20 protein-coding genes and 2 tRNA genes are annotated in these 24,261 nt (G+C 58.2%); 11 read left to right on the top strand and 11 right to left on the bottom strand.

The genetic code is table 11. The features are described from left to right. Positions 1 to 3: 3 nt before the first annotated feature. Together osmF and GLP52_RS05250 are read right to left on the bottom strand one after the other, a co-directional pair. Positions 4 to 918 (bottom strand): glycine betaine ABC transporter substrate-binding protein OsmF, encoded by a 915-nt coding sequence (gene osmF, locus GLP52_RS05255; protein ID WP_237271767.1) that lies wholly within the window; start codon positions 916 to 918, stop codon positions 4 to 6. Positions 919 to 1,119: 201 nt separating this feature from the next. Further along, a complete protein-coding gene (locus GLP52_RS05250) occupies positions 1,120 to 1,665 on the bottom strand; it encodes a YaeQ family protein (protein ID WP_237272655.1) in 546 nt (181 codons plus the stop codon). 323 nt (positions 1,666 to 1,988) lie between these two features. Between GLP52_RS05250 and GLP52_RS05245 the strand changes: the two genes are divergently transcribed. Both GLP52_RS05245 and GLP52_RS05240 read left to right on the top strand, forming a co-directional pair. Next, positions 1,989 to 2,459, top strand: a complete 471-nt coding sequence (locus GLP52_RS05245; RefSeq protein WP_093732985.1) for a (2Fe-2S)-binding protein — start codon at positions 1,989 to 1,991, stop codon at positions 2,457 to 2,459. Next, entirely contained in the window at positions 2,452 to 4,764 is a 2,313-nt protein-coding gene (locus GLP52_RS05240; protein ID WP_237271766.1) for a xanthine dehydrogenase family protein molybdopterin-binding subunit, read from the top strand. The genes GLP52_RS05245 and GLP52_RS05240 overlap by 8 nt, the downstream gene beginning before the upstream one ends. 75 nt (positions 4,765 to 4,839) lie before the next feature. On the opposite strand, the gene GLP52_RS05235 is transcribed toward GLP52_RS05240, so the two are convergent. Both GLP52_RS05235 and GLP52_RS05230 read right to left on the bottom strand, forming a co-directional pair. After that, on the bottom strand, positions 4,840 to 5,478 hold the full coding sequence (locus tag GLP52_RS05235; protein WP_237271765.1) for a DUF998 domain-containing protein: 639 nt from the start codon (positions 5,476 to 5,478) through the stop codon (positions 4,840 to 4,842). Between the two features lie 217 nt (positions 5,479 to 5,695). Beyond that, positions 5,696 to 6,025 carry an arsenate reductase family protein gene (locus tag GLP52_RS05230; protein WP_237271764.1) on the bottom strand — a complete coding sequence of 110 codons (330 nt, stop codon included), beginning with the start codon at positions 6,023 to 6,025 and terminating at the stop codon, positions 5,696 to 5,698. A 180-nt stretch (positions 6,026 to 6,205) separates the two neighbouring features. Between GLP52_RS05230 and rsgA the strand changes: the two genes are divergently transcribed. Then, a complete protein-coding gene (gene rsgA, locus GLP52_RS05225) occupies positions 6,206 to 7,252 on the top strand; it encodes a ribosome small subunit-dependent GTPase A (RefSeq protein WP_237271763.1) in 1,047 nt (348 codons plus the stop codon). Positions 7,253 to 7,329: 77 nt separating this feature from the next. Here rsgA and GLP52_RS05220 read toward each other — a convergent pair whose 3' ends face one another. Next, the gene (locus GLP52_RS05220) at positions 7,330 to 8,736 is read right to left on the bottom strand and encodes an MATE family efflux transporter (protein ID WP_237271762.1); all 1,407 of its coding nucleotides are present in this window, start codon (positions 8,734 to 8,736) and stop codon (positions 7,330 to 7,332) included. Between the two features lie 190 nt (positions 8,737 to 8,926). On the opposite strand from GLP52_RS05220, the gene GLP52_RS05215 reads away from it, so the two are divergent. Further along, a complete protein-coding gene (locus GLP52_RS05215) occupies positions 8,927 to 9,370 on the top strand; it encodes a winged helix-turn-helix transcriptional regulator (RefSeq protein WP_093732980.1) in 444 nt (147 codons plus the stop codon). A 76-nt stretch (positions 9,371 to 9,446) separates the two neighbouring features. Here GLP52_RS05215 and GLP52_RS05210 read toward each other — a convergent pair whose 3' ends face one another. The 3 genes from GLP52_RS05210 to GLP52_RS05200 form a co-directional block, all read right to left on the bottom strand. Next, positions 9,447 to 9,890 (bottom strand): acyltransferase, encoded by a 444-nt coding sequence (locus GLP52_RS05210; protein WP_237273430.1) that lies wholly within the window; start codon positions 9,888 to 9,890, stop codon positions 9,447 to 9,449. Between the two features lie 554 nt (positions 9,891 to 10,444). Continuing rightward, positions 10,445 to 10,519, bottom strand: a tRNA-Asn gene (locus GLP52_RS05205). Positions 10,520 to 10,600: 81 nt separating this feature from the next. Then, positions 10,601 to 11,512 carry an MBL fold metallo-hydrolase gene (locus tag GLP52_RS05200; protein ID WP_237271728.1) on the bottom strand — a complete coding sequence of 304 codons (912 nt, stop codon included), beginning with the start codon at positions 11,510 to 11,512 and terminating at the stop codon, positions 10,601 to 10,603. Between the two features lie 45 nt (positions 11,513 to 11,557). Here GLP52_RS05200 and GLP52_RS05195 point away from each other — a divergent pair, with 45 nt between their 5' ends. From GLP52_RS05195 to GLP52_RS05185, 3 genes are all read left to right on the top strand, one after another. Further along, positions 11,558 to 12,886 carry an ATP-binding protein gene (locus GLP52_RS05195; protein ID WP_237271727.1) on the top strand — a complete coding sequence of 443 codons (1,329 nt, stop codon included), beginning with the start codon at positions 11,558 to 11,560 and terminating at the stop codon, positions 12,884 to 12,886. A gap of 98 nt (positions 12,887 to 12,984) precedes the next feature. Next, positions 12,985 to 13,935 (top strand): L,D-transpeptidase family protein, encoded by a 951-nt coding sequence (locus tag GLP52_RS05190; protein WP_237271726.1) that lies wholly within the window; start codon positions 12,985 to 12,987, stop codon positions 13,933 to 13,935. Between the two features lie 95 nt (positions 13,936 to 14,030). Next, positions 14,031 to 14,756: an extensin-like domain-containing protein gene (locus tag GLP52_RS05185; RefSeq protein ID WP_237273429.1), complete on the top strand. Its 726-nt coding sequence runs from the start codon at positions 14,031 to 14,033 to the stop codon at positions 14,754 to 14,756. Between the two features lie 60 nt (positions 14,757 to 14,816). Here GLP52_RS05185 and GLP52_RS05180 read toward each other — a convergent pair. Both GLP52_RS05180 and GLP52_RS05175 read right to left on the bottom strand, forming a co-directional pair. Beyond that, positions 14,817 to 14,890 (bottom strand) — tRNA-Gly (locus GLP52_RS05180). 88 nt (positions 14,891 to 14,978) lie between these two features. Then, the gene (locus tag GLP52_RS05175; protein WP_237271724.1) at positions 14,979 to 17,015 is read right to left on the bottom strand and encodes an ASKHA domain-containing protein; all 2,037 of its coding nucleotides are present in this window, start codon (positions 17,013 to 17,015) and stop codon (positions 14,979 to 14,981) included. 227 nt (positions 17,016 to 17,242) lie between these two features. Here GLP52_RS05175 and guaB point away from each other — a divergent pair, with 227 nt between their 5' ends. The 3 genes from guaB (at position 17,243) to GLP52_RS05160 (ending at position 22,292) form a co-directional block, all read left to right on the top strand. Continuing rightward, entirely contained in the window at positions 17,243 to 18,691 is a 1,449-nt protein-coding gene (guaB, locus tag GLP52_RS05170; RefSeq protein ID WP_237271723.1) for an IMP dehydrogenase, read from the top strand. Positions 18,692 to 18,731: 40 nt separating this feature from the next. Then, positions 18,732 to 19,892 (top strand): RsmB/NOP family class I SAM-dependent RNA methyltransferase, encoded by a 1,161-nt coding sequence (locus GLP52_RS05165; protein ID WP_237271722.1) that lies wholly within the window; start codon positions 18,732 to 18,734, stop codon positions 19,890 to 19,892. 81 nt (positions 19,893 to 19,973) lie between these two features. Further along, on the top strand, positions 19,974 to 22,292 hold the full coding sequence (locus tag GLP52_RS05160; protein ID WP_237273428.1) for an ATP-binding protein: 2,319 nt from the start codon (positions 19,974 to 19,976) through the stop codon (positions 22,290 to 22,292). A gap of 12 nt (positions 22,293 to 22,304) precedes the next feature. Here GLP52_RS05160 and GLP52_RS05155 read toward each other — a convergent pair whose 3' ends face one another. Beyond that, entirely contained in the window at positions 22,305 to 22,898 is a 594-nt protein-coding gene (locus tag GLP52_RS05155) for a gamma-glutamyl kinase (RefSeq protein WP_237271720.1), read from the bottom strand. A gap of 206 nt (positions 22,899 to 23,104) precedes the next feature. Here GLP52_RS05155 and recA point away from each other — a divergent pair, with 206 nt between their 5' ends. Further along, positions 23,105 to 24,175, top strand: a complete 1,071-nt coding sequence (recA, locus tag GLP52_RS05150) for a recombinase RecA (protein ID WP_093733894.1) — start codon at positions 23,105 to 23,107, stop codon at positions 24,173 to 24,175. Positions 24,176 to 24,261 lie beyond the last annotated feature (86 nt).

Below are 24,261 nucleotides of genomic sequence, written 5' to 3'. Positions count from 1 at the left end.
GGATCAGTCCAGCACCCCGGCTTGGGTGAGGTAATCACGCGCCACGGCCTCTGCCGGTTCGCCACCGACTTGGATGCGACCGTTCAGCTTTTGCAACGTCGCCATATCCAGCCCTTCAAAGATCGGGTTCAGCACTTCGGGGATGGACGGGTATTCCGCCAGCACCTCGGCGCGGATGATCGGGGCGGGTTCATAGACGGGCTGCACGCCTTTGTCGTCTTCCATCACCACAAGGCCCGTTGCACCGACACCGCCATCGGTGCCATAGACCATCGCTGCATTCACTCCCGACGTACCGCGCGCTGCGGCTTGGATAGTCGCAGCCGTATCGCCACCTGACAGAATAACCGTCTGATCCGACGTCAGTTCAAACCCATAGGTGTCTTGCATGGCCGGCAGCACCGCGGGGGACGACACAAATTCGGTGGAGGCGGCCAGTTTGACCGTGCCGCCCTGCGCCACCCACGCGCCAAAATCGGACATGGTTTTGAGGGCATTTTCGTCAGCTACGGGACCGGTGACAGCAATTGCCCATGTGTTATTCGCAGGGGCAGAGGTCAGCCATGTCACGTCGTTTTGGTCGGCGTCCAGTTCAGCGGCGCGGGCATGGCCGGCTTTGGCGTCTTTCCAGACGTCGCTTTCAGCCTCGTTGAAAAAGAACGCCGCGTTGCCCGTGTATTCGGGGTAAATGTCGATCTGACCGGACAGCAGCGCCTCGCGGACAACTTGCGTGCCGCCCAACTGCAAACGACGCTCGACTGGCAGGCCCGCGTCTTCGAGGGCAAGCGCAATGACATTGCCCAACAGCCCGCCTTCGGTGTCGATCTTGGAAGATACGGTGATGTCAGCAGCTGCCGAGGTGGCAAGCGCGGCGGTGAGGGTCGCGGCGGATACGGATGTGCGAAGGAAATTCGTCATGGGATGCAGGCTCCTTGATGTGGCTTTCGATGATCGTGCGGAAGTTGAGGATCAAGGTAGCGGGCAAACCGGGGATGCCAAGTGTTTTTATGTGCAAAGCTGTTGCACGTGCGGAAGCACCCCATAGGGGTGTGAAATCTGTTTAAACTTGAGTACCGATACGAGGCGATGAAACGGGGTGACAGGTGCCGCAGTGGCGCGTCAGGCGGCGTCTTTCCAAAGCGTCGGCGTAAGGTAGACAACGCTATCATCCACGCTGACCATCACATCACCATCCTGAATATGGACCTCCAGCTTCATCGCGCGGCTGGCAAGTTTTGCGAGCGCGGCTGTGTCGCCCTCTGCCAGATTGACCACCACAAGATTGTCAAACCGCGCTGTGCCGTTGCGGGTCTTATCCCACCAGACCTCTGCGGTTTTGCCGCCATAAGGGTATAGGATCACCCGCTCGGCCTTGTTGCAGGACTGGCGGATGATCTTTTCGCTGGGCAAACCAAGGGCAACCCAAACGTCGATCTCGTCGGAGAGGCTTTTTTGCCAGATATCAGGTTCGCTGTCGGTGGACAGACCTTTGGTCATCTCCAGATGTTCGTGGGCATTCAACGCATAGGCCAACAGACGCACCATCAATCGTTCATCTGTTTCAGACGGATGTTTGGCCACAGTAAGCTTGTGCGTTTCGTAATAATGGCGATCCATATCAGAGACCGACAGCTCGACTTTGTAGATCAGTGAATTTTGCGCCATGACGTTCCCGAACCCTTGGTGACCGCAGTGCATGATACGCTCCGGTGATTAGGGGGGCAGTACCTGCCGGCCCGCGGACAAACAAGCGCTGATCGGGCTGTCAGAGATTCTGCGAGCATGAGGGTGGGCGAAATTATCTTTCGCGAAGCGCATGTTCCGTGTAAGATCGGCAAATGCGTGTGACGCAATGACGTCTGACAATTTCGTGATCATTTGGGTCGGCACCTGTTATTGGGTGGCATAAAACTTATATTGACCGTCCAGTCAACGCTGCTATATGCGCGCTCCGCCTAGGCATAATTTACCCAAGGGACAAAGACTTAATGATTAAATTCGAATTGAACGGACGGCAGGTTTCTGTCGACGCAGAGCCGGATACGCCCCTGTTGTGGGCGATCCGTGACGAGATCGGCCTGACAGGGACCAAGTTTGGCTGCGGTATCGGTGCGTGTGGCGCATGTACCGTACACATCGACGGCGCTGCCGTCCGGTCCTGCATCACCTATCTTTCCGACGTCGAAGGACTGAAAGTCACAACAATCGAAGGTTTGGACGAAAACGGCAGCCATCCTGTGCAAGAAGCATGGCGGAACCTGCGCGTGCCCCAGTGTGGCTATTGCCAGTCGGGTCAGATCATGCAGGCGGCGTCGTTGTTGCAAGACACGCCCAACCCCAGCGATGACGACATCGACGCGGTGATGACCGGCAATCTGTGCCGCTGCATGACCTATACCCGTATCCGTCAAGCCGTGCGCGATGCCGCCACCGCTATGGGAGGCTCCGACAATGGCTAATTTGATTTCTCGCCTCACAGGCGCAGACACGCAACCACAGATGACCCGCCGTGGGTTCCTTGTGTCCATGACTGCCGTTGGTGTTGCTTTTGGCTTCCCGCAGGCGTCGAATGCCGCAATGAACCCAGCGGTGCCAGATGGCACACCGGTCACCCCCAATGGCGATACGTTCGAGCCGTCGATGTGGTACTGGATCGACGCCGACGGTCAGGTCAACGTTAACATCATCCGCGCCGAGATGGGCCAACACGTCGGCACTGCCATCGCGCGTATTCTAGCGGACGAGCTGGAAGTCGCATGGGAAAACGTACACATCACCCATGTCGATACAGCCGAGAAATGGGGCTTGATGGTCACAGGCGGCAGCTGGTCGATCTGGCAAAGCTGGCCTGTCTACCGTCAAGCAGGGGCCGCTGGCCGGACCGCCTTGATCGAAGCCGCAGCGGCCAAATGGGGTGTTGATGCCTCGGGTCTGACTGCACGCGACGGTGCTGTGACCGATGGCACGCAAAGCATCAGCTATGGTGATCTGGTGGCCGATGGTCTTGACCGCAGCTTCACCGAAGAAGAGCTGGCAGCCCTGCCGCTGAAACCCCACGCTGACCTGCGCCTTGTGGGGCAGGACGTGCACCCGCTTGATCTGGATACGAAAACCACCGGTCAGGCGATCTATGGTCTGGATGCCAAGGTCGACGGGATGGTCTACGGCGTGCCGATGCTGCCGCCGACGCGCTATGGCTCCAAGGTGAATGCCGTGGATGATAGCGCCGCCAAGGACATCAAAGGCTACCTTGAAACCGTGGTGATCGAAGACCCGTCGGGCACCGTGCCGGGTTGGGTTGTGGTGCTGGGCAAAACGCTGCACGCCGCGCGCACGGCGACCTACGAGATCAGCGTCGACTGGACCTCGGGCGAGACGGCGAATGTCTCGGAAGAGGATATTCAGGCGCGCTCGCGCGAGCTGATCCAAGGCGAGGAAGGGTCGATCCTGCACACAGAGCAGCCCGACACGACCGCTGCCTTTGATGCCGCCGCCGACATGCTCGAAGCCGAATACACCACGCAATCCGTGCTGCACTTCCAGATGGAACCGGTGAACGCCACCGTTTTCCAGAACGCCGACGGCGTTTGGGAAACCCACGCGGGGAACCAGTGGCAATCGCTGATCTTGCCGACGCTGGCCGCTGCCTTGGAGGTGCCCGCCGACAAGATCGTGATGCGCAGCTACATGCTGGGTGGAGGCTTTGGCCGTCGCCTGAATGGCGACTATATTGTGCCCGCAGCACTGGCGTCCAAAGCAGTCGGTAAGCCAGTGAAGCTGGTGTTCTCGCGCGAGGAAGACGCGCAGTTCGACAGCATCAGGTCGCCTTCGGTGCAAAAACTGCGCATGGCGTTCGACGATGGCAAAGCCGTCACGGGCATGGAACACCACGCCGCAGCCGGTTGGCCGACGCAGGTGATGGCACCGGGCTTTATGCCCAAAGGTGTCAACGAAGAACCTTATGACCCCTTTGCCATTGACGGTGCCGACCACTGGTACACGGTGGGTGCGCATCAGGTGCGGGCGATCTCGAACGATCTGGCGAATGCGACCTTCCGTCCCGGTTGGCTGCGGTCTGTCGGACCGGGCTGGACCAACTTTGCCGTGGAAAGCTTCATGGATGAGGCGGCGCATAAAGTCGGTGCCGATCCGCTGCAGTTCCGTCTGGATCACCTGAAGGCCGAAGGCATCAACGCGGGTTCTGCGCCCAATGCGGTTGGTGGAGCATTACGTCAGGCTGCTGTTTTGCAACGCGTGGCCGAGATGTCGGGTTATGGCAGCACAGAACTGCCCGAGGGCACCGCAATCGGTATTGCCACCACCTTTGGCCAGTCGCGCAGCATGCCGACCTGGACAGCGGCGGCGGTCAAGCTGGCGGTTGATCCTGAAACGGGCGAGGTCGATGTTCAGAAGATGTGGCTGGCGTTCGACTGCGGCACAGTTGTGGACCCCGACGGGGCGCGCGCGCAATGCGAAGGTGCGGCCCTTTGGGGACTGTCCTTGGCGCTTCACGAAGGTACACGGATCGAGAACGGCAACGTTATTGACCTGAACCTCGGGGCCTATACGCCGCTGCGTCTGGCCGATGTGCCCGAGCTTGAGATCGCCTTTGTCGAAAGCACCGAAGTACCGGTTGGTCTGGGCGAGCCTGGTACTACCGTGATCGCACCCGCGATTGCCAACGCGATCTTTAACGCGACTGGCGCACGTGTACGTCACCTGCCGATCACCGGCGATGCTGTGCTTGCAGCAAAGAAGACCTAAAATAAGACGGGCGGGCGCATTCCTGCGCCCGCCCGTTTTTCCATGTTCCAGCGTTGGACCGCAAAGCGATCTGATCTAGCGGCCCAATGCGTGCCCGCGGCGAATGAAAAAGATCGCCAAGGTGATCAAGATCCCGCTCGCAAGGACCCCCAGACCTCTTTCATAAAGACCATCAATATCGTTCGGTAGAAAGAAGAATACCAGCGCGCCGACAACCCAAAGCGCGCCAAACCCTTGCAGCGCATAGGAGTACCGGTCGTCCGCACGTCTCAGGCCTTTGGCCATCGCGAAAGCAATCGTCGCAACCGCCGCGCCAAGAGCATAGACGAGATATTTGTGAATAACCCAGCCGTCACTGTCGGCATCACCATATTCATTGCGCGCACCGATCAGAAAAACGGTTAAGCCAAAGACGAGCAACGCAAGGATGCCGATGCTCCACCCGCGGTCGCCCATATGCACATGTGCCGCAAGTAAGGCGGCTGACAGCACCGCCGCCGAATAGGTATAAAGCCCAATGTCGACGATGAATTCAAAGCGCCCCGCACCCAGATCGCTGATCGTGTCGGCGATCCAATCGTGATCAGGCACAACGAAATCCGCGATTAGGATTGAGAGCGCAAGCGCCGCACAGCCGAAGATTACGAACCAACCTAAAAGGATCATTAACTGCGGTTGGTCCTGGTGGGCAGGGGGGACACCCTCGTTGCTCATTGTCGGCTCCTTCGTTGTTTGGATCGCTGCTTGTCTAAGGCTGTCATTCGGGTTGGCGGCGGTATGATTGCGTGAGCCTGATCAGGACCATCCACAGGGGCGATCCGATCCGAATTCAGCCCATCTTCTAGCCATAATCCCGTGTCAAATTTGGCCAGTTTGTGCGGTCCTCAACATATAAACTGGATTGGCCTACTGTTCGTTCCAATCGGGAGCATCAGTCCCCAAGCAAGGCGTCCTGAACAGTCTGGTCCCACCCTAGAAAGAACGTGTCCCCGTTACGAATGACCGGACGCGCCATGACCTTGGGCTGTGCCGCGATCTGTGCCTCTGCTTCGGAATTCTTCAGCCAGTTATTGAGCGCGCGGTAGTCGTTCGATTTTTGGTCGACCAGCCGATCTCCGAACTCTGCGATCAGCTCCGACAATTCTGCCTCGCTTAGCGGATCTGCCCGAACATCACGGAAAGTGACAGTAATTCCATTGGCCTCCAATGCTTTGCGGGCCTTTTGGCAGGTAGCGCAGGTCTGTAAGCCGTAGATCATCATCTTGTAGTCTCCTATGCATGCGGTTCCGCAATCTCGTGCATCGACGCGTTCAGCGCAACCATCCGATCGTGTCTGTGCATTGGGTGAGATGTGCTGTCGACCGGATCTGCCACGCGGTAGTGTTTCGCCAGCCCTAAGGAAAGCTTGCAACAAGGCGGTTTCACCGCCATTCAGATCGCCATGACATATTCATCAGATCAGCCATCCGATCAGGACGCAGTTTCATTGGACGCTCTTGGCTGGTCGGCGTTTTACGACGCGCAAGTGGGGCCTGACGAAGTCGAGCTTGCCCCCATGCGCATCGCGACCGTTCACCGCGATCGGGTCACTGCGATGTCGGAACTTGGTCCTGTGCGGCTAAAGCTCTCGGCGCGGACGAACACGACGGACTTCGCCGTAGGGGACTGGGTTCTTGTGGCCCGCGAAGACCGCATGCTGGTCCGGCGGCTTGAAAGGCGGATGCAGTTACAGCGCCAAGCCGAAGGCCGCCGCCAAGCGCAGCTTATTGCAGCAAACGTTGACACGCTTTTGATCGTCACCTCCTGCAATGACGACTTTAATCCGGCACGACTTGAGCGGTATCTGGCGCTGGCCAACGAGGCAGGGGCGGTTCCAGTGATTGTCCTGACCAAGATTGACCAGACGCCTGATCCCGCACCCTACGTCCAGCAGGCGCAAGCGCTTCAAGCCGGGCTAGATGTCGTCACACTGAATGCTAAAACACCGGATGCGGCATTGATTTTGGCGCGGTGGTGCGGCCCGGGTCAGACCGTCGCCCTTGTCGGATCGTCGGGGGTTGGAAAGTCGACCTTGCTGAATACGCTGTCGAATAAGTCATCCGAGGACGCCCAGCCAACAGGCGATATTCGCGCGGACGACGCGAAGGGGCGTCACACAACCACGTCACGCTCGCTCCATGCGATTGCGGGTGGCGGCTGGGTGATTGATACGCCCGGGATGCGAACGCTGCATGTCAGTGATGTCGCGGACGGGCTCAACACGCTGTTCGCAGAGATTGTCGAGCTCGCCAGCCAGTGTCGCTTTCGCGATTGCACCCATGCGCATGAACCGGGGTGTGCGGTGCAAACTGCGGCCGCCAGTGGGACGATCGACCCAGATCGCCTTGACCGATGGCGTAAGCTGACGGAGGAAAACCTGACCAATACCGTCACCCCGTCGGGTCCTCGTGGGAACAAGATTACAAGGGCACCAGGCAGACGTCGCTGACCGATGGGTCCAGCACCGTGCGCAGCCTTTCCGGCCCTTGGTGTATCGTCCCGTTACAGGCGCTGTCAGGGCTTCCCCTATCTCCAGCCACTGTGCCGTATGGCGAGCGCGATGATCAGCCCGTAAGCCAGCATGGCGCAGCCTATTGCCGCGAATATCCCTTCAACTCCCATGCCTGCGTAGGTCGTCAGAAGCAGGGCGCCGACCAATGCAATACCCATGCGGCTTAGGCTGCTGATCACCGGCCAAACCATGCGGCCCGCGCCTTGTGACGCGAAATACAGCGCCAGACCCAATCCGAAGAATGCGTAAAACGGTGCGACGAGGCGGAAGTAGCTGCGCCCGGCATCAAGTGCCACGGTATTGGTGGGGTCAAGGAACATCCCCAGCCAGAGGTCCGGAAAGACCGCCAGCAGCAGGCCGATACTGCCCACAATACCCGCCGCGGCCAGAGAGCCGGTCCAGGCCACGCGTAGGGCGCGGTCGGTGCGGCCGGCCCCGATGTTGGCTCCGACCATGGCGGTCATCGCGGCACCAATGCCGAAAATGACTGGGATCATCAGAAACTCAAGCCGCGCGCCAAGGCCGTAACCTGCCAACGCACCCTCGCCATAGCGGCCCACCAGCCCCGTCATCATGATGATGGTAACGGTCGTCAGTACAGTGTTGACCGCGGCCAGTGCACCGACACTTAGTATGTCGCTAAAGATGCCGAGATTGATCCGTTTTACTGCGCCGCGAAAGGACAGACCCGTTCGACCCAAGATGATATAGCCGATGGCGACAAACGCGCCTGCCGAGAACGCCACTATCACGCCAAGCGGCAGTCCGGCCATGCCAAGGGCAGGCAGCGGCCCCCATCCCAAGGCAAAGCCACCCGAAAGGGGTATGGAGATGACCGATACCATCAGCAACAACAGCGCAGGCATTTGCATGTTGCCGGTGCCGCGGATCACGCTGAGCGACGCATTACAAAGCCATATCGCCGCGCAGCCAGGGAAAAAGACCAGCGCATAGGTCGTCGCGGCGGAGACTGTTTCGTCGCCTCCGCCCAGCAGTATGAAGAATTGCGTGCCAAATAATGCGACCAGTACCGCCATAAGAGCGGCGAAACTTATCGCAATGATCCAGGCGGCGAGGGTGAGGGTTGCTGCCCGGTCCACGTCCGACGCTCCGAGAGCGCGCGCGGTGGCAGCGGAGATGGCCCCGCCAATCGCCCCGGCCGAAAGCATCTGTGTGAGCATCACCAGTGGGAACACCAATGCCAGCCCTGCCAACGCAGTGACGCCAAGGAGGCTGGCGAAATAAGCCTCAGCGATGCTCTGCGCGGCCTGCACAAACATCGCGAGCACGTTGGGTGCCGCGAGCTTTCCCAAAGTGGGTGCTATCGGTGCTTCGAGCATGAGGCGCGTGCGCGAAGCGCGTGCGGTAGCCCCTGCATCAGCGAGAGTTGCGGCTGCTGTAGGTGTCGTGCGCGGGATCATAGTCTTCTGTCTTTCTGGCACGTCCGGAGCACCAATGAAGTTCGGAACGTTCCTGGGGCCTATACGGTCATAATCGCCCTTGTCGAACAATCATCCACCTGATCGCTTAGCCACGAACTAAGTTCTTTTATGGAACTAACTATGGGTAAGTTCTCTTTCGGAACCTGTCAATCCCTGCTACGGTGTAGAGATGAAATGGAACGAACTTCACAAAGAAGCCTGCCCCGTCGCCCGCGGTCTGTCTGTCGTCGGCGACCGTTGGACCATGCTGGTGCTGCGCGACTGCTTCCTAGGCGTCCGCAGGTTCGAGCAGATGCAAGAGAGACTTGGGATCACCCGCCATGTTCTCAGTGACCGCTTGCGCAAACTTGAAACGGCTGGCGTGCTGCGCCGGGAGCTCTACCAACAGCGTCCGCAGCGATATGAATATCGACTGACAGAACGGGGCAAAGCGCTTTACCCCATGCTTGTGAGTTTGATCGATTGGGCAAATGCGCACGTCCCGCCCGAGGGCGAGCCTTCGGTCAAGCTCTTGTCACGCGAGACAGGCGATCCCATCGCGCCCGTCCTTGTTGACGCGAACACCGGTAAGAATATCAGTCACCGGGACGTTAAAGCTGTGGTGGCTGAATAAGCATCTAAACGTCCTGCATGGCGTGCCTGCAATCAGGATCGACATTAAAGCCGGAAGCCAAGGTTCGTTTTGCAGACTAAGCTGTCGTTACGCGCTTTTTGATAAGGCGCGCGGGTACTCCCGCATAGATCCCGAAGGGTTCGGTCGACTTGCTAACGACGGAGCCCGCACCAATGATGCATCCCTTTGCGATACGAACACCATCAAGTATCGTGCAGTTGGCACCAATCCAGACATCATCCTCTATCACGATACCCTGATGGGTGGATTTCTGTTTGAAAATCGGCTGGGACAGATCGCCAAAACCGTGGTTTGAGGGGACAATAACGGTATGCGCAGCGATCCGGACGCCGTTGCCTATTTTCAGCCCACCTTGGCCATAGAGAATAGAATAGGGGTTCAGGCTACAGTCGTCGCCCAATTCAATAGAACCACCCGTCGGAGCAAGTATCGTGCCAGTTTGAACTGTGCATCGTGCCCCGAGCGTTATCGTGCCGCCAAGTTTAAAATCGAAACGCACACCTCGCGCAATTCTCGGGTCTGCGCCAATGCATACTTTTCCGCGACCGACCAATCTGCGCCAAGCGGCGCGAAACTCGCGCGTTCTTATCTTCATTGTCGAAAAAACCCTTTTACAAAGTTAATTCAATTATTCGTACGGGGTGCATGCAATATTCACCAGACTATCCAGGTCATATATCGCGGTGGTATGATATTGTACGTGTCACAGCGACGGTCAATATGAACCCGCGGTATCTGGCGTTTTCAAAACAAGCGCGGGGTAACTTGATGCATGTGGGAGCGGGGGCGGTGAGATCATGGCTGTCCACGCACTCGCCCGGTATGCAAATAGACAGAATCCCCGCAGACTGAAGGCAAGCTCTGCTAAGGCCGTCATGTAAGAGACCACGATGACGCAAAGCTCATGAGCCGCTGCGCTTGGCTCTGAACAGCGACGCCTAGGGCAGGTCATAAGTCCCAGACAGGATCGTTGAGCCTATGGCTAGGAAAGACCGAAGAAAACAATTTTCACCACCAAAAAAGCCCTCAAGTCTAGGACTTGAGGGCTTTCTATGGCTCCGACGGTAGGGATCGAACCTACGACCAATTGATTAACAGTCAACTGCTCTACCGCTGAGCTACGTCGGAACGGTCTGCACCGTATAGCTATGGTAATTTGCGGCGTCCAGAGGGATTTGTCACTTTTTTCCAGATTTTTTTAAAAGAGTTTCAGACCCGCCGGAATGTGGCCGTAGCACACAGCGGACCTAGGGGTGTAATTTGGTTTTTCCCTGTAAGGTCAATCAGATGTGCAAGGACGTTGCGGGTCGCGGCACCCAGCAGTGCAGGCGGGGTTTCGGTGTAAATTTCAGCGGCGAGCGCTGCCGCAGTGGCAGGGCCGTGTTCAAGCGCCCGCAGGATATCTGCCTCGCGGGAAAGCCGATGCGAGACCAACCAATCCAGTCGCGCGGCAGGGTCTGTCACCGGGGCACCGTGGCCAGGGTAGAACACCCGCCAGCGGGTTTGCTGCAGTTCCGCGCAGGACGCCATAAAGTCGGTCAGATCCCCATCCGGGGGCGATACAAGCGAACTGGCCCAGCCCATAACGTGGTCTGCGGTGAAACAGGCGTCGCCCCACCTCAGGCTAATATGGTTGCCGATATGTCCGGGTGTGTGAATCACCTGAACCTCCCAATCGTCACCGGCGATGGTCTCTCCGTGGCGGACAAGCTGGTCGGGGATGAACTTTACATCGATGCCTTCGCCACCGCCGATGTCGGATGCGGCGACCAGTTGCTGCATCACGTCGGACCGTCCCGCAAAAGCGCCCCCGAATGCAAGAATTGGTGCGGCACATACGCGGGCAAGGTCTTGGGCCAGCGGCGAGTGGTCAAGATGGGTGTGGGTCACGATGATATGGCTGATGTGCTGGTCGGGACCGATCGCATCAAGGATTGCCTGCAGATGGGGATGTGAGGCAGGACCGGGATCAATCACCGCGATGCCGCGGGTCCCGAGAAGATAGGTATTGGTCCCGCGATAGGTCATGGGCGAGGGGTTGTCGGCCACAATACGGCGCAGGCCTGGCTCTAGCGTTTCGGCAGGTCCGATGGCGGGGTCAAAGTCGTCTGGGGGCAGCATGGTTTTGCCTTTCACTGGGGCAGGGGGCTGGCTAAGGTCTATCTCATGTTCTTTGTCTGGCTCAAACGTTATATGCCCCGCGGCATCTATGGGCGCGCTGCCCTGATCTTGCTGTTGCCGGTGGTGATCTTGCAACTGGTAATGACTGTTATCTTTGCGCAGCGGAACTATGAGGGGGTCACCAACCAGATGACCGATACGGTCCTGCGCGAGGTCGCCTTGGTCATGCAGCTGGTAGAGGCAGCCCCCACAGCCGATGCCGTTGCCGCTGCTGTGCAAAATCAGCTCGCAGTGCTTGAGATGCGCGTTGCCCCAGTTTCTGCCGCCGAGATTCCATCGCACAATAGGATGAAGTGGTATGACTATTCCGGCAGGGTGATGGTGGCGCGGTTCAAGAATAAGCTGCCGTCGTTTCTAAGGCTCGACCTGACCCAGCCAGGGGCGGTGCATCTATATACCCGGTCACGGTTCGGCCCGCTGGATATCCAGTTTGAACGTCGCCGTATTTCAGCGTCAAATCCCCATCAGCTGTTTGTCTATACCTTCAGCTTCGGCTTTTTGATGACTTTGATTTCGTTCGTCTATCTGCGCAACCAGCTGCGCCCGATCAAACGCCTGGCCCGCGCGGCCGAAGCCTTTGGACGGGGGCGACATGTGCCATATACGCCCACCGGAGCAGTCGAGGTGCGCGCGGCGGGGGCTGCTTTTGTCGATATGCGCGCGCGGATCGAGCGGCAGATCGAGCAGCGGACCTTGATGTTGTCGGGTGTCAGTCATGACTTGCGCACGCCGCTCACCCGGATGCGCCTGGGGCTAGCGATGATAGACGAGGACGATGCAGAGCCGCTGTTGCAAGATGTCAACGATATGCAGGGGATGCTGGACGCGTTTCTGGATTTCGCAAAAGGCACCGCCGAGGGCGAGGCCGAAGCGCTGGACCCCCACGCGCTGATGCAAACCGCGATAGAAGACGCGCAGCGTGCGGGGCGCAACGTGACCTTGCTGCCGCCCGAGGGTGACGGGGCGGGCACTGTTCGGCTGCGCCGCATGGCGATTTTGCGGGCGGTAGATAATCTGATCTCGAACGCGGTGCGCTATGGCGCGCGGGCCGAGGTGTCGGTGCTGCTGACAGACAAAACGTTACGGATCAGGGTCGAGGACGACGGTCCTGGCATCCCTGAAGACCTTCGTACTGAGGCCGTGCGCCCGTTCTCTCGACTTGATCCTGCACGCAATCAAAACAGTGGTAGCGGCGGTGTTGGACTGGGCCTCGCCATCGCGACAGACATCGCCCGCGCCCATGGTGGAACGCTGCGCTTGGGGTCGTCGGACAGTCTTGGCGGTCTGCGGGCCGATATTATCGTCGCCCGATAAGGGGAACAGCCGAGTTCATCATATTTGAACATTTTCTCAATAGCTTGAACCAAACACGCCCATGCGCGTTGGTCCTCAAATTAATGAGGATTATGTTCATGCGTATTGTTACTGCAGCCCTTCCGCTTTTGTTGGCGTCCCCCGCCTTTGCCGTCACCCCGGATGAAATCGCGTCCACCACGTATCAGGGCGGGGCGTTGACGGACGGCCAATCCAGCCTCACTGTTGTTTTGCAGGTTCTTTTGGACCGCGCCGGGATCTCTCCGGGGATCATCGATGGATATAAGGGCGCGATGAGCGAAAGCGCGTTGCGTGGCTTTGAAGCGCGCGAAGGTTTTAAGATCGACGGTTTGCTGGATCCCGAAGTGTGGTCGGCCCTTGGTGGCGATGCAGCACCCTCCGTGTTGATGCAATATACGGTGACCGAAGAGGACACCAGCGACCTGACCGCTTCCATTCCGGAACACGTGGCGGATAAGGCCAAGATGGAGAAGCTGGGGTATACCAGCGTATCCGAACGTCTGGCCGAGCGCTTTCATATGGACGAGGATTTCTTGAAGTTGCTGAACCCAGGCGCGGGCTTTATAGCAGGCGAAACGCTGACCGTGGCCGATGTCGGGCCAAAGATGGAAGGCGAAGTCGCGCGGATCGAGATCCGAAAATCCGAACGCCGTGCTGTTGTCTACGCAGCAGACGGTCATATGATGACCAATTACCCCGTCGCCATCGGGTCAGATGAAACCCCATCCCCCAGCGGCGATATGACCGTCGAAGCCGTGGCGATGGATCCCACTTACAGCTACAATCCAGATGTCAATTTTGTCGCCGACGGCGTCAAGGAACAGCTGACTTTGCCGCCAGGTCCTAACGGTCCGGTGGGGTCGGTCTGGATTGATCTGTCCAAGCCAACCTACGGTTTGCACGGCACGGACACGCCAGCGTCGTTGTTCACCGCGGAAAGCCACGGTTGCGTGCGATTCACAAACTGGGATGTCGAGGAGCTGGCCCATATGGTCAGCGAAGGCGTTGAAGTGGTATTTGTCGATTGATGCGGACTGCGCTTATTGCTCTCTGTCTGTTGGAACCGGTAGCCGTTTTGGCTGCCGGGGCTGACAGCTCAGCCCGTCCTGTTCCCCGCCCAAGGGTGCAGATCGATGCGGATACAGGTGCGGAGGCTGAAATTGAGGTCGAGGCTGAAACTGAGGTCGATATGCCCGATGAAGGGTCCATCGACCCCGCGATTTCACAGCCACGAGCCAAAGGAATGCGCGATACTCTGCGGCTTAACGATCCGGATTATGCCACATGTCTTGCAAACCTAGAGGGGCTTGGGGTCACCTATACCGAAGCGGCACCTATCGTTCCGACCGACGATGCCGATTGCGGCATCCTCCGCCCCTTGACCGTGAGCGAGATTGCACCGGGCGTGGCCATTACACCCGCCGCCACCATGCGTTGCCCTGCCGTCAATGCGCTGGCGACATGGACCCGAGATTTTGTTCTTCCTGCTGCGCAGCGCATGACAGATCGTGGCGCTTTGGTGTCGATTCAGAACGGGTCAGGCTATATTTGCCGACGCCGCAACAATGCGCCCGATGGGAAATTGTCTGAGCATGCTTTCGGGAATGCGTTCGACGTTATGGGGTTCACCTTCGCGGAGGGTCCCCCCATCGCGGTCGAACCGCGCGAGGCGCAGGGTACCATGGCAGAGGCGTTCCAAGATGCTGTAAGGGCGTCAGCCTGTCTGGATTTTTCGACCGTGCTGGGGCCGGGATCGAACGCTTCGCATGCGGATCACCTGCATCTTGACGTGATCGAACGGTCACGCGGCTACCGCTTGTGTGAACAGGGCGGTGGTGCTGTAGACTAAGGATCGCCTAAAACCATGCTGCAGCAGGTAGTCCGAGTATCAGAAACTGTCGTGAAGAACTGGAGCGGGTAACGAGAATCGAACTCGTAACTAAAGCTTGGGAAGCTGCCGTGATACCTTTTCACCATACCCGCGCGCCGTGAGGTGACTTAATCCGATGTGGCGGGTGCGTCAAGCGGGGTTTTTGTCCGACGCATCCTTTGCTGCCCTTGAGAACACTCTTCAGCGGCGGCGGCGTCTGCGGGTGCCGCCTGAGCTATCGCCGCCGGTATTGAATGTCTCGGTTGGCAGGGTGACGATGCTATTGAGGATCGGGAAGGGCTCTACCGCGTTGGGGATGGCCGATGCGTTGACGAAATGCTCTTGGAAGCGGGGTTCGATGGCGGTCTCGATCTTGTGGATGTTGCGCACCGTCTCTTCGATCTCGGCTCGGCTTGAGGTGTTGAGCAATGCGATGCGTGCGCCGGTGCCCGCCGCGTTGCCAGCCGATGTGACCTTGTCCAGCGGTGCGTCAGGGATCATGCCAAGGATCATCGCGTGTTTAGGGCTGATATGCGCACCGAATGCGCCGGCCAGCACCACGCGGTCGACTTTGTCGACACCAAATTTATCCATCAGCAGACGCGCCCCTGAGTAAAGCGCGGCCTTGGCCATCTGGATTTCGCGGATGTCGCGGTTGGTCACAGTAATGCGCGGGCCGCCATCGGCGGTGCCATCATAGACCAGATAGGAATTAGTGCGCCCGTCGGCAAAGACATTTGCCGATCCGGTTTGTTCAGCCGTACCGATCAGGCCGGGGGCGTCGACGATGCCGTGGACGCGCATTTCAGCGACCATTTCAATGATGCCCGAGCCACAGATGCCGGTGACGCCACTGGCCCCAATCTCGGCCTCGAAGGCGGGATCATCAGACCACAGGTCGCTGCCGATTACCTTGAAACGGGCAATCTTGGTGACGGGGTCGATCTCTACCCGTTCGATCGCACCTGGGGCGGCGCGTTGACCGCTGCTAATCTGTGCGCCCTCGAACGCGGGACCGGTGGGAGAGGAACAGGCGAGGACTTTATCGCGGTTGCCCAGCAAGATTTCAGCGTTGGTGCCCACATCGACGACCAGCACCAGATCGTCTGATTTATCTGGCGCTTCCGACAGGGCAACGGCGGCGGCATCCGCGCCCACATGGCCTGCAATGCAGGGCAGCAGATAAACGCGGGCAGAGGGGTGGATGTTCAGGTCCAGGTCCATGGCGCGCAGACGCAGCGCGTTTGACGTGGCGAGCGCAAAGGGTGCTTGCCCCAGTTCAAACGGGTCGATCCCCAAAAACAGGTGGTGCATGACCGGATTGCAGACAAACACCGCGTCCACGATCAAGCCTTTGTCGATGCCGCCCTCGGCGCTGATTTCATCGAACAGTGTGTTCATGCCGGCGCGCACCGCGCGGGTCATCTCTGCCGCGCCGCCTTCGTTCATCATCGAATAGCTGACGCGGCTCATCAGGTCTTCGCCAAAGCGGATCTGCGGGTTCATTACGCCGGATGAGGCCACGACTTCGCCTGTTTGCAGATCGCACAGGTGCGCCGCGATGGTGGTCGACCCAAGATCGACCGCGACCCCGTAAAGCGACCCTTCGTAGAAGCCGGGCCAGAGATGCATGATCCGCGGCGGGTTTTCATCATCGCCCAAATGCACGGCAACTGTGACTTTCCATGCGCCCTTGCGCAGAGCGGGTTGCAGCGTTTGCAGGATTTGCAAATCGGCCTTTACGTTCTCAAGCTCCCATTGGTCGCGCAGAGCATCGCACAGACGCTCAAGATCGCCCGAGGGGTCGTGCATGTCGGGTTCAAGAACCTCGACGTAAAAGAGCTTGGTCGACGGGTTCAGGACGATATCGCGTGCTTCGGCCCGTTTGCGGACGACTTGTTTGTGGACCTGACTTTCGGCGGGCACGTCGATCACCACATCGCCCATGATTTGCGCCTGGCAGCCCAGACGGCGGCCCTCGATCAGTCCGCGCTTGTCTTGATACCGCTGCTCGACGCTGTTCCATTCCGACAAGGCATCCTGGGCCACGGTGACCCCGTGTTTGGAAAACTGCCCATAGCCGGGAGAGACCTGACATTTCGAACAAATCCCGCGCCCGCCGCAAACGGAGTCCAGATCGACGCCCAACTGCCGCGCCGCCGTAAGCACCGGTGTGCCCTTGGCAAAGTGACCGCGTTTGCCCGAAGGCGTGAATACCACAAGGGGATCGTTGCTCATCTATCTTTATCCTCAACACTTTGCCGCACCATAGCGTAGCAGGCGGCAGGCGAAAGCCACGATGCGGCATAATGCCGGTCATCTGCGCCTGTGCGCCTCTGTGCGCGCACGCCGTGGTGACATAGCTGCGTTGCACAATGTCGTTAAGGTGCAAAAGGGTCTTTCCAATGCGACCCATCCATGAAATATGAAACCGCCAAATGAACCCATGCAAGCCGAGGTGCAAAATGGAGATTCGTGAGGCTCTGACCTTTGATGATGTACTACTGGTGCCAGCGGCATCCAATGTGTTGCCGTCTACGGCTGACACGCGGACCCGCGTGACCAAATCAATCGCGCTGAACATTCCGCTGCTCAGCTCTGCGATGGATACGGTGACCGAAAGCCGCATGGCTATTGCCATGGCACAGGCGGGCGGCATGGGGGTTATCCACCGCAACCTCACTATCGACGAACAGTCCAAGGAAGTGCGCCGTGTCAAACGGTTTGAATCCGGCATCGTCTATAACCCGATCACCCTGCGGCCGGACCAAACGCTGGCGGATGCCAAGGCCTTGCAGGAACGCTATCGGGTCACAGGCTTTCCCGTGGTGGACGACGCAGGCCGCGTTGTCGGTATCGTAACCAACCGCGATATGCGTTTTGCTTCTGACGATGCGACGCCTGTACGGGTGATGATGTCGAGCGATAATCTGGCCTTGCTGCAAGAGCCCGCAGATCGGAACGAGGCGATCAGCCTGATGAAGGCGCGCCGGATCGAAAAGCTGTTGGTTACCGATGCGCAGGGCAAGCTGACCGGTTTGCTGACCTTGAAAGACACCGAGCTGTCGGTACTGAACCCCACCGCGTGCAAGGATGATCTTGGTCGGCTGCGGGTTGCTGCAGCGACGACTGTCGGGGACGCGGGCTATGAGCGTTCGCAGGCCCTGGTTGAAGCGGGTGTCGACATGATCGTGATCGACACCGCGCATGGCCACTCTGCCGGCGTCGCAGAAGCCGTCCGCCGTGCGCGGGGGCTATCAAGCTCGGTCCAGATCGTTGCGGGCAACGTCGCCACAGGCGACGCCACACGCGCGCTGATTGATGCGGGTGCGGATGCCGTAAAGGTCGGTATCGGCCCGGGGTCGATTTGCACAACGCGGATGGTCGCCGGTGTCGGGGTGCCCCAACTGACCGCGATCATGGATTGCGTCAAAGCGGCAGGCGATGTGCCGATTATCGCAGATGGCGGCATCAAGTTTTCGGGCGATTTTGCCAAGGCAATTGCGGCGGGCGCATCCTGTGCGATGGTCGGCAGCATGATCGCCGGCACCGATGAATCCCCCGGCGAAGTGATCCTGTACCAAGGACGCAGCTTCAAAAGCTACCGCGGGATGGGCAGCCTAGGCGCAATGGCGCGCGGTTCGGCCGACCGGTATTTTCAGAAAGATGCCGCCTCGGACAAGCTCGTGCCCGAAGGGATCGAGGGGCAGGTGCCCTACAAAGGTTCCGCCAATGCGGTGGTACATCAGTTGGTGGGCGGTCTTCGCGCGGCCATGGGGTATACCGGCTGTGCCACGGTCGACGAGATGCGCAATAACTGTACCTTCGTAAAGATCACCAATGCGGGTCTGTCCGAAAGCCACGTGCATGACGTTCAAATCACGCGCGAAAGCCCGAACTACCGCATCGGGTAAAGTCATATATTATCAAAGGCGTAATCTACGTGACCCAAGCATGACCCCCGGCGCGCGCATCTCTGCCGCCATCGAGATTTTGAACACAATGGCGGATGGTGTTCCGGCAGAGCAAGCCTTGACCCGTTGGGCCCGTGGCAGCCGCTATGCAGGGTCCAAGGACCGGGCAGCGGTACGCGATCACGTGTTCGATGTCTTGCGGCAACGGCGCTTGGCGGCGCACTTGGGGGCTGGCGAAACAGGCCGGGCCCTGATGATTGGTGTGCTGCGTGCGCAAGGGGTCGACCTTGGGCCCCTGTTCAACGGGCAGGGCCACGCGCCGCTACCGCTCTCTGAAGACGAGGCGACTGTGGTCGATGCGCCAAGCGATCCAGCGGTTTTATGGAACCTGCCGGATTGGATCATACCCCTGTTTCAGGCATCGTTGGGGGCGCGGGCCGATACGGTTGCGCAGGTCCTCCAGTCGCGGGCCCCGATTTCTGTACGGGTGAATACGGCGCAGGCGTCGGTGGCCAATGTGACCCAGGCGTTGGCAGAGGCCGGGATCGAAACGCGCGCTAATGATTTGTGCGAAACGGCCCTGACGGTGACTGCCGGAGAACGTAAACTTCGTAATTCTGACAGTTACTTGCACGGTGATGTTGAACTTCAGGACGCAGCCAGCCAAGCGGTTGTTGCGGCGCTGCCTGCCGGCACACGTATGCTTGATTATTGCGCCGGTGGCGGTGGCAAGGCACTGGCGATGGCAGCGCGTCGCGATGTTTCGGTTTTTGCCCACGACATCGACCCGCGCCGGATGATTGATCTGCCTGCGCGTGCCGAACGCGCAGGTGCAACCGTTAAGCAGTTGGAAACGGACGCGCTTGAAGGGGCAGCGCCTTATGATGTTGTGCTGTGCGACGCGCCTTGTTCCGGTAGCGGTTCATGGCGTCGATCGCCCGAAGGGAAATGGACATTTACAGCCAGCCGTCTGGAGGAATTGACACATATCCAGGACAAAATTCTGGATCATGCGGCGACCTTAACTGCTGAAACGGGCACTTTAGCCTATGCTACGTGTTCTGTTCTGCAATCGGAGAACGAGGACCGTGCGGCTGCATTTGTGGCACGCAATTCAGGGTGGAAGCAGGTTTTTTCACAGCGATTTGAGGTGGATAGTCAGGGAGATGGATTTTTCACCGCACATTTCCAGCGTGTTTGATCTAGTCCGAGATCAACTTTGACGTGTTATTTTCTTTGACCTGACCCCGAATTAACAGCACATTAACCTTCATACGCCTAAATGGACGTGGTTCCACAGGTTGGGGAGAATGTGTTGGCGAAATATGGGGCGGTTCGTGAGATATTTCTAGGTAAACGTCCGCTATTGCTTTTAGCTTTTGTGGTTTCCGCAGCCCTTCTAAGTCTCATCGCCCCCGCGCGCTCTCTTGCGATGGTGTTACAGGCCACCAGTGCCGCGGTGGCGATCGCAGTGTTTGTTAAATGCGTTGATGCGGCGCTGCGCCAGAGCCAGAAAAAAAGGCACCGTAGCGCCGCCACGGCAACGATTGCCGAAGACCCGCACCCCTGCGTTTTGACCACCGTAGCTGGCGAGATCATCACGCAGAACACCGCTGCAATAGAAGCGTTTAACCGGCCCATGCCGGCGCTGGTATCTGATCTTTTTGTGACGCTTTTTGCCGATCCCGTTGCGCTGACTGCACGGTTGGCTCTGCGGGCTTCCGATACAGGCGCCGCAAAGGACGACATCACCACACGGGACGGCACCATGCGTTTGTCAGTCCACCGCGTTGGCGCGGATCTGCTGTGGCGGCTTGAAACATTGTATAGCGCAAGCGATGCGGGTGCCGGCACCAAAGGCTATGCGTTGCCGATGGTAATGGTCAGTCAGGCAGACGTCATTTTGTTTATGAATGCCGCCGCGCGCGCAATGGTGGGCAAACGTGTGACCGCGCTAAGCCAGATCGTCGGGGCGCTGCCGTCTAGCGCGGGTAAACTGGTGACGGTGCAGACCGCGACGGGGCCCCTGTGTATGACGATCACCGAGATGCCAGCGTCGGCCAACCGGCGGGCGCTGTATTTCCTGCCACATGGTGACGACGGGTACAAAGAGACCGGGTGGTCCGCACTCCAGCAGATTCCGATACCGTTGATAAAGGTGGCCCCGCGAGGAGAGGTGATATCCTTCAATGATCCCGCGCAACGACTGGTTGGGACAGAATTATCCAAAGGGACCGCCCTGTCAGACCTTATGGAGGGGTTAGGCCGTTCACTCGGAGGCTGGTTACAAGATACGCTCGACGGGCGTCTGCCGCAAAAGCCCGAATTTTTGCGCCTAAAGCGGAGTGACAAGGAGATTTTTGTTCAGGTACGTCTGAGCCTGATCTCCGAAGGCGGCGCGCCGGCACTGATCGCCGTCCTTCACGATGCGACAGAATTAAAGTCGCTCGAAGCGCAGTTTACCCAAAGCCAGAAAATGCAGGCAATTGGCCAACTCGCCGGTGGTGTAGCGCATGACTTTAACAATCTGCTCACTGCGATTTCAGGTCACTGTGATTTGCTGTTGCTTCGGCATGACCCCAGTGACCGCGATTATAGTGATCTGGTTCAAATCGACCAAAACGCGAACCGCGCGGCCGCGCTGGTAGGGCAACTGCTCGCCTTTTCGCGCAAACAGACACTGCGCCCTGAAACCGTGAATATGCGTGATACCTTGGCGGATCTTACCCATCTGCTGAACCGTCTCGTTGGCGAGACGGTGACCTTGACGCTAAGCCACGATCCCATTTTGCAACCGATAAGGGCGGACAAAAGGCAGCTCGAGCAGGTGTTGATGAACCTGATCGTCAACGCCCGCGATGCGATGCCGGCGGGCGGGGAAATCAAGGTAACGACCGAAAATACTCAGCTTACCGAGTCGTTTACCCGCGACCGGGTGACGGTGCCCGCCGGAAAATATGTGACAGTACAAGTCGCGGACGAAGGTGAAGGCATTGCGCCGGACCGTTTGCCCAAAGTATTCGAACCCTTCTACACAACCAAACGGACGGGCGAGGGGACGGGGCTGGGGCTGTCGACGGCTTACGGAATCGTCAAGCAGTCTGGCGGCTATATCTTTATTGATACCGTGGTGGGGAAAGGCACAATATTTACGCTTTACTTCCCTTGTCACACCAACGCAATCGACCCGCCAAAGCCACTGAAAGAGTCTCCACCCCTTACGGGGGGCAAGCGGGATGACGGGACCGTTTTGCTTGTCGAAGACGAAGCGCCTGTCCGCGCTTTCGCCAGCCGCGCACTGCGCATGCGGGGATATACTGTGCTGGAGGCGGATTCAGCGGAAATGGCGCTCAAGACTCTCGAGGATGAGGCGCTGACCGTCGATGTGTTTGTGACAGATGTGATCATGCCCGGGATGGATGGCCCGACATGGGTACGCGAGGCGCTGAAAGAACGACCGGGCGTGCCGGTTGTCTTTGTATCAGGCTACGCCGAAGACAGCTTTGGGGACGCTCAAATGACGATACCGAATTCGGTGTTTCTGCCCAAGCCGTTTTCTTTGGTAGAGCTGACGAATACCGTGAACAGTCAAATGCAGTAAACTACCGCTATTTCAGGAAATCGAGTCGTAGAGTTCGAATTCTTGTTCGAATTTACGCTTAAGCCGTTGCTCTACGTCCTGTGATAGGTGCAAATCCATACGAGGAGAGACATTCTCGGATTTGAGGTCTAGCTTCACATCGAGCCGGTCCTCAAGGAATGATTTCAACCGATCCTGATTTTCGTATTTGAAGTAATGGGTTATACCTGTCCCATTCGGTTGCGACGCCATGAAGTTTAACTGGCTTCCCACATCGGCGAACCCCGGTTTCTTACCTTTCATATAGGCGAGAACGAACTCGTCAAAACTGACGTCGAAGGTCGCATTAGGTTTGCCTTGCATGAATGGGCGCCGGCGATAGCGATACCAGCTGCCCAGCCAGCTGACCGGCTCGCGCATGACGGCCATCAGTTCCAGTTCTGCGTCACAGACTTTTAGAAACATGGGGCGGATGAACCGATTGTAGCGATAGACCGGCGCATGTTTAAGCATTGGCGGCTCCGATATGACCATATCGGCACGGGGGGCGAGCGCGGTTTCATAGGCAGTCGTGCCGGTTTTTGGGACCGACAGGAAAGCAAGGCGTTCTTTAAAGAAAACAAGCACTTGAAAGAATACCTTTGCTCAGAAATCTAAATTATTCAGCATATCAATAGAATGTTAATCAGTTCGCGAAATAGATGAAAGGGCAAACAATTACATTGTAATGTTCTCATTTTAGTCCCATATGGAACATAGAAGGAACATCAAGATGGTCGGGGCATGATGATTGCGGCTTGCAGACCACTGTGACAGTAAGAGGATAACCTATCATGGCAACGGCAGATCTTTTGACTATGGACAACAAGAAACAAGCTGAAAAGCAAAAGGCCCTAGACAGCGCACTGGCACAGATTGAACGCCAGTTCGGTAAAGGGTCGATCATGAAACTTGGGGCCGAAGGGGCCATTCAGGACATCAAGGCAAGCTCGACCGGGTCTTTGGGTCTGGACATCGCGCTTGGCATTGGCGGTTTGCCCATGGGGCGGATCATCGAGATTTATGGCCCGGAATCTTCGGGTAAAACGACGCTCACGCTGCACTGCGTCGCAGAGCAGCAGAAAAGCGGCGGCGTTTGTGCCTTTGTGGACGCTGAGCACGCGCTTGATCCCCAATACGCGCGCAAACTGGGCGTCGATATTGACGAGTTGCTGATTTCCCAGCCCGATACTGGTGAACAGGCGCTCGAGATCACCGATACGCTGGTTCGGTCCGGTGCGGTGAATATGGTGGTGGTCGATTCCGTCGCCGCGCTGACGCCAAAGTCCGAGTTGGAAGGCGATATGGGCGACAGCTCGGTTGGGGTGCAGGCCCGTCTGATGAGCCAAGCGATGCGCAAGCTCACCGGTTCGATCTCGCGGTCCAATTGTATGGTTATCTTCATTAACCAGATCCGGATGAAGATCGGCGTTATGTTTGGCTCGCCGGAAACGACAACGGGCGGCAACGCACTCAAATTCTATTCCTCCGTCCGTCTGGATATCCGCCGCATCGGCGCGCTGAAAGATCGCGACGAAGTGGTCGGCAACGCCACACGGGTCAAGGTCGTCAAGAACAAGGTCGCGGCACCGTTCAAGCAGGTCGAGTTTGACATCATGTACGGCGAAGGCATCTCTAAGATGGGCGAGCTGTTGGATCTGGGGGTCAAGGCCGGCGTGGTCGATAAATCGGGCTCGTGGTTCAGCTATGGCGACGAACGGATCGGGCAGGGGCGTGAAAATGCCAAGACCTTCTTGAAGGAAAACACCGCCATGGCCAATGACATCGAGGACAAGATCCGCGCCGCTCATGGGCTGGATTTTGCTGGATCAGGTAACGACGACGCGGACATTTTAGAAGCTTAACGCGTTCATCGCAGATGTTAGAAAAGGCGTGCCCCAGTGGCGCGCCTTTTTTCGTGGGGGCTGGCTGTGGACAGTGGTGTGTCGCG

Origin of the sequence: Sulfitobacter sp. M22, from assembly GCF_021736025.1 — a bacterium.
Taxonomy (GTDB): Bacteria; Pseudomonadota; Alphaproteobacteria; order Rhodobacterales; family Rhodobacteraceae; genus Sulfitobacter; species Sulfitobacter litoralis.
Note: the sequence above shows the minus strand (reverse complement) of the source record. Positions and strands in the feature narration are given on the sequence as shown.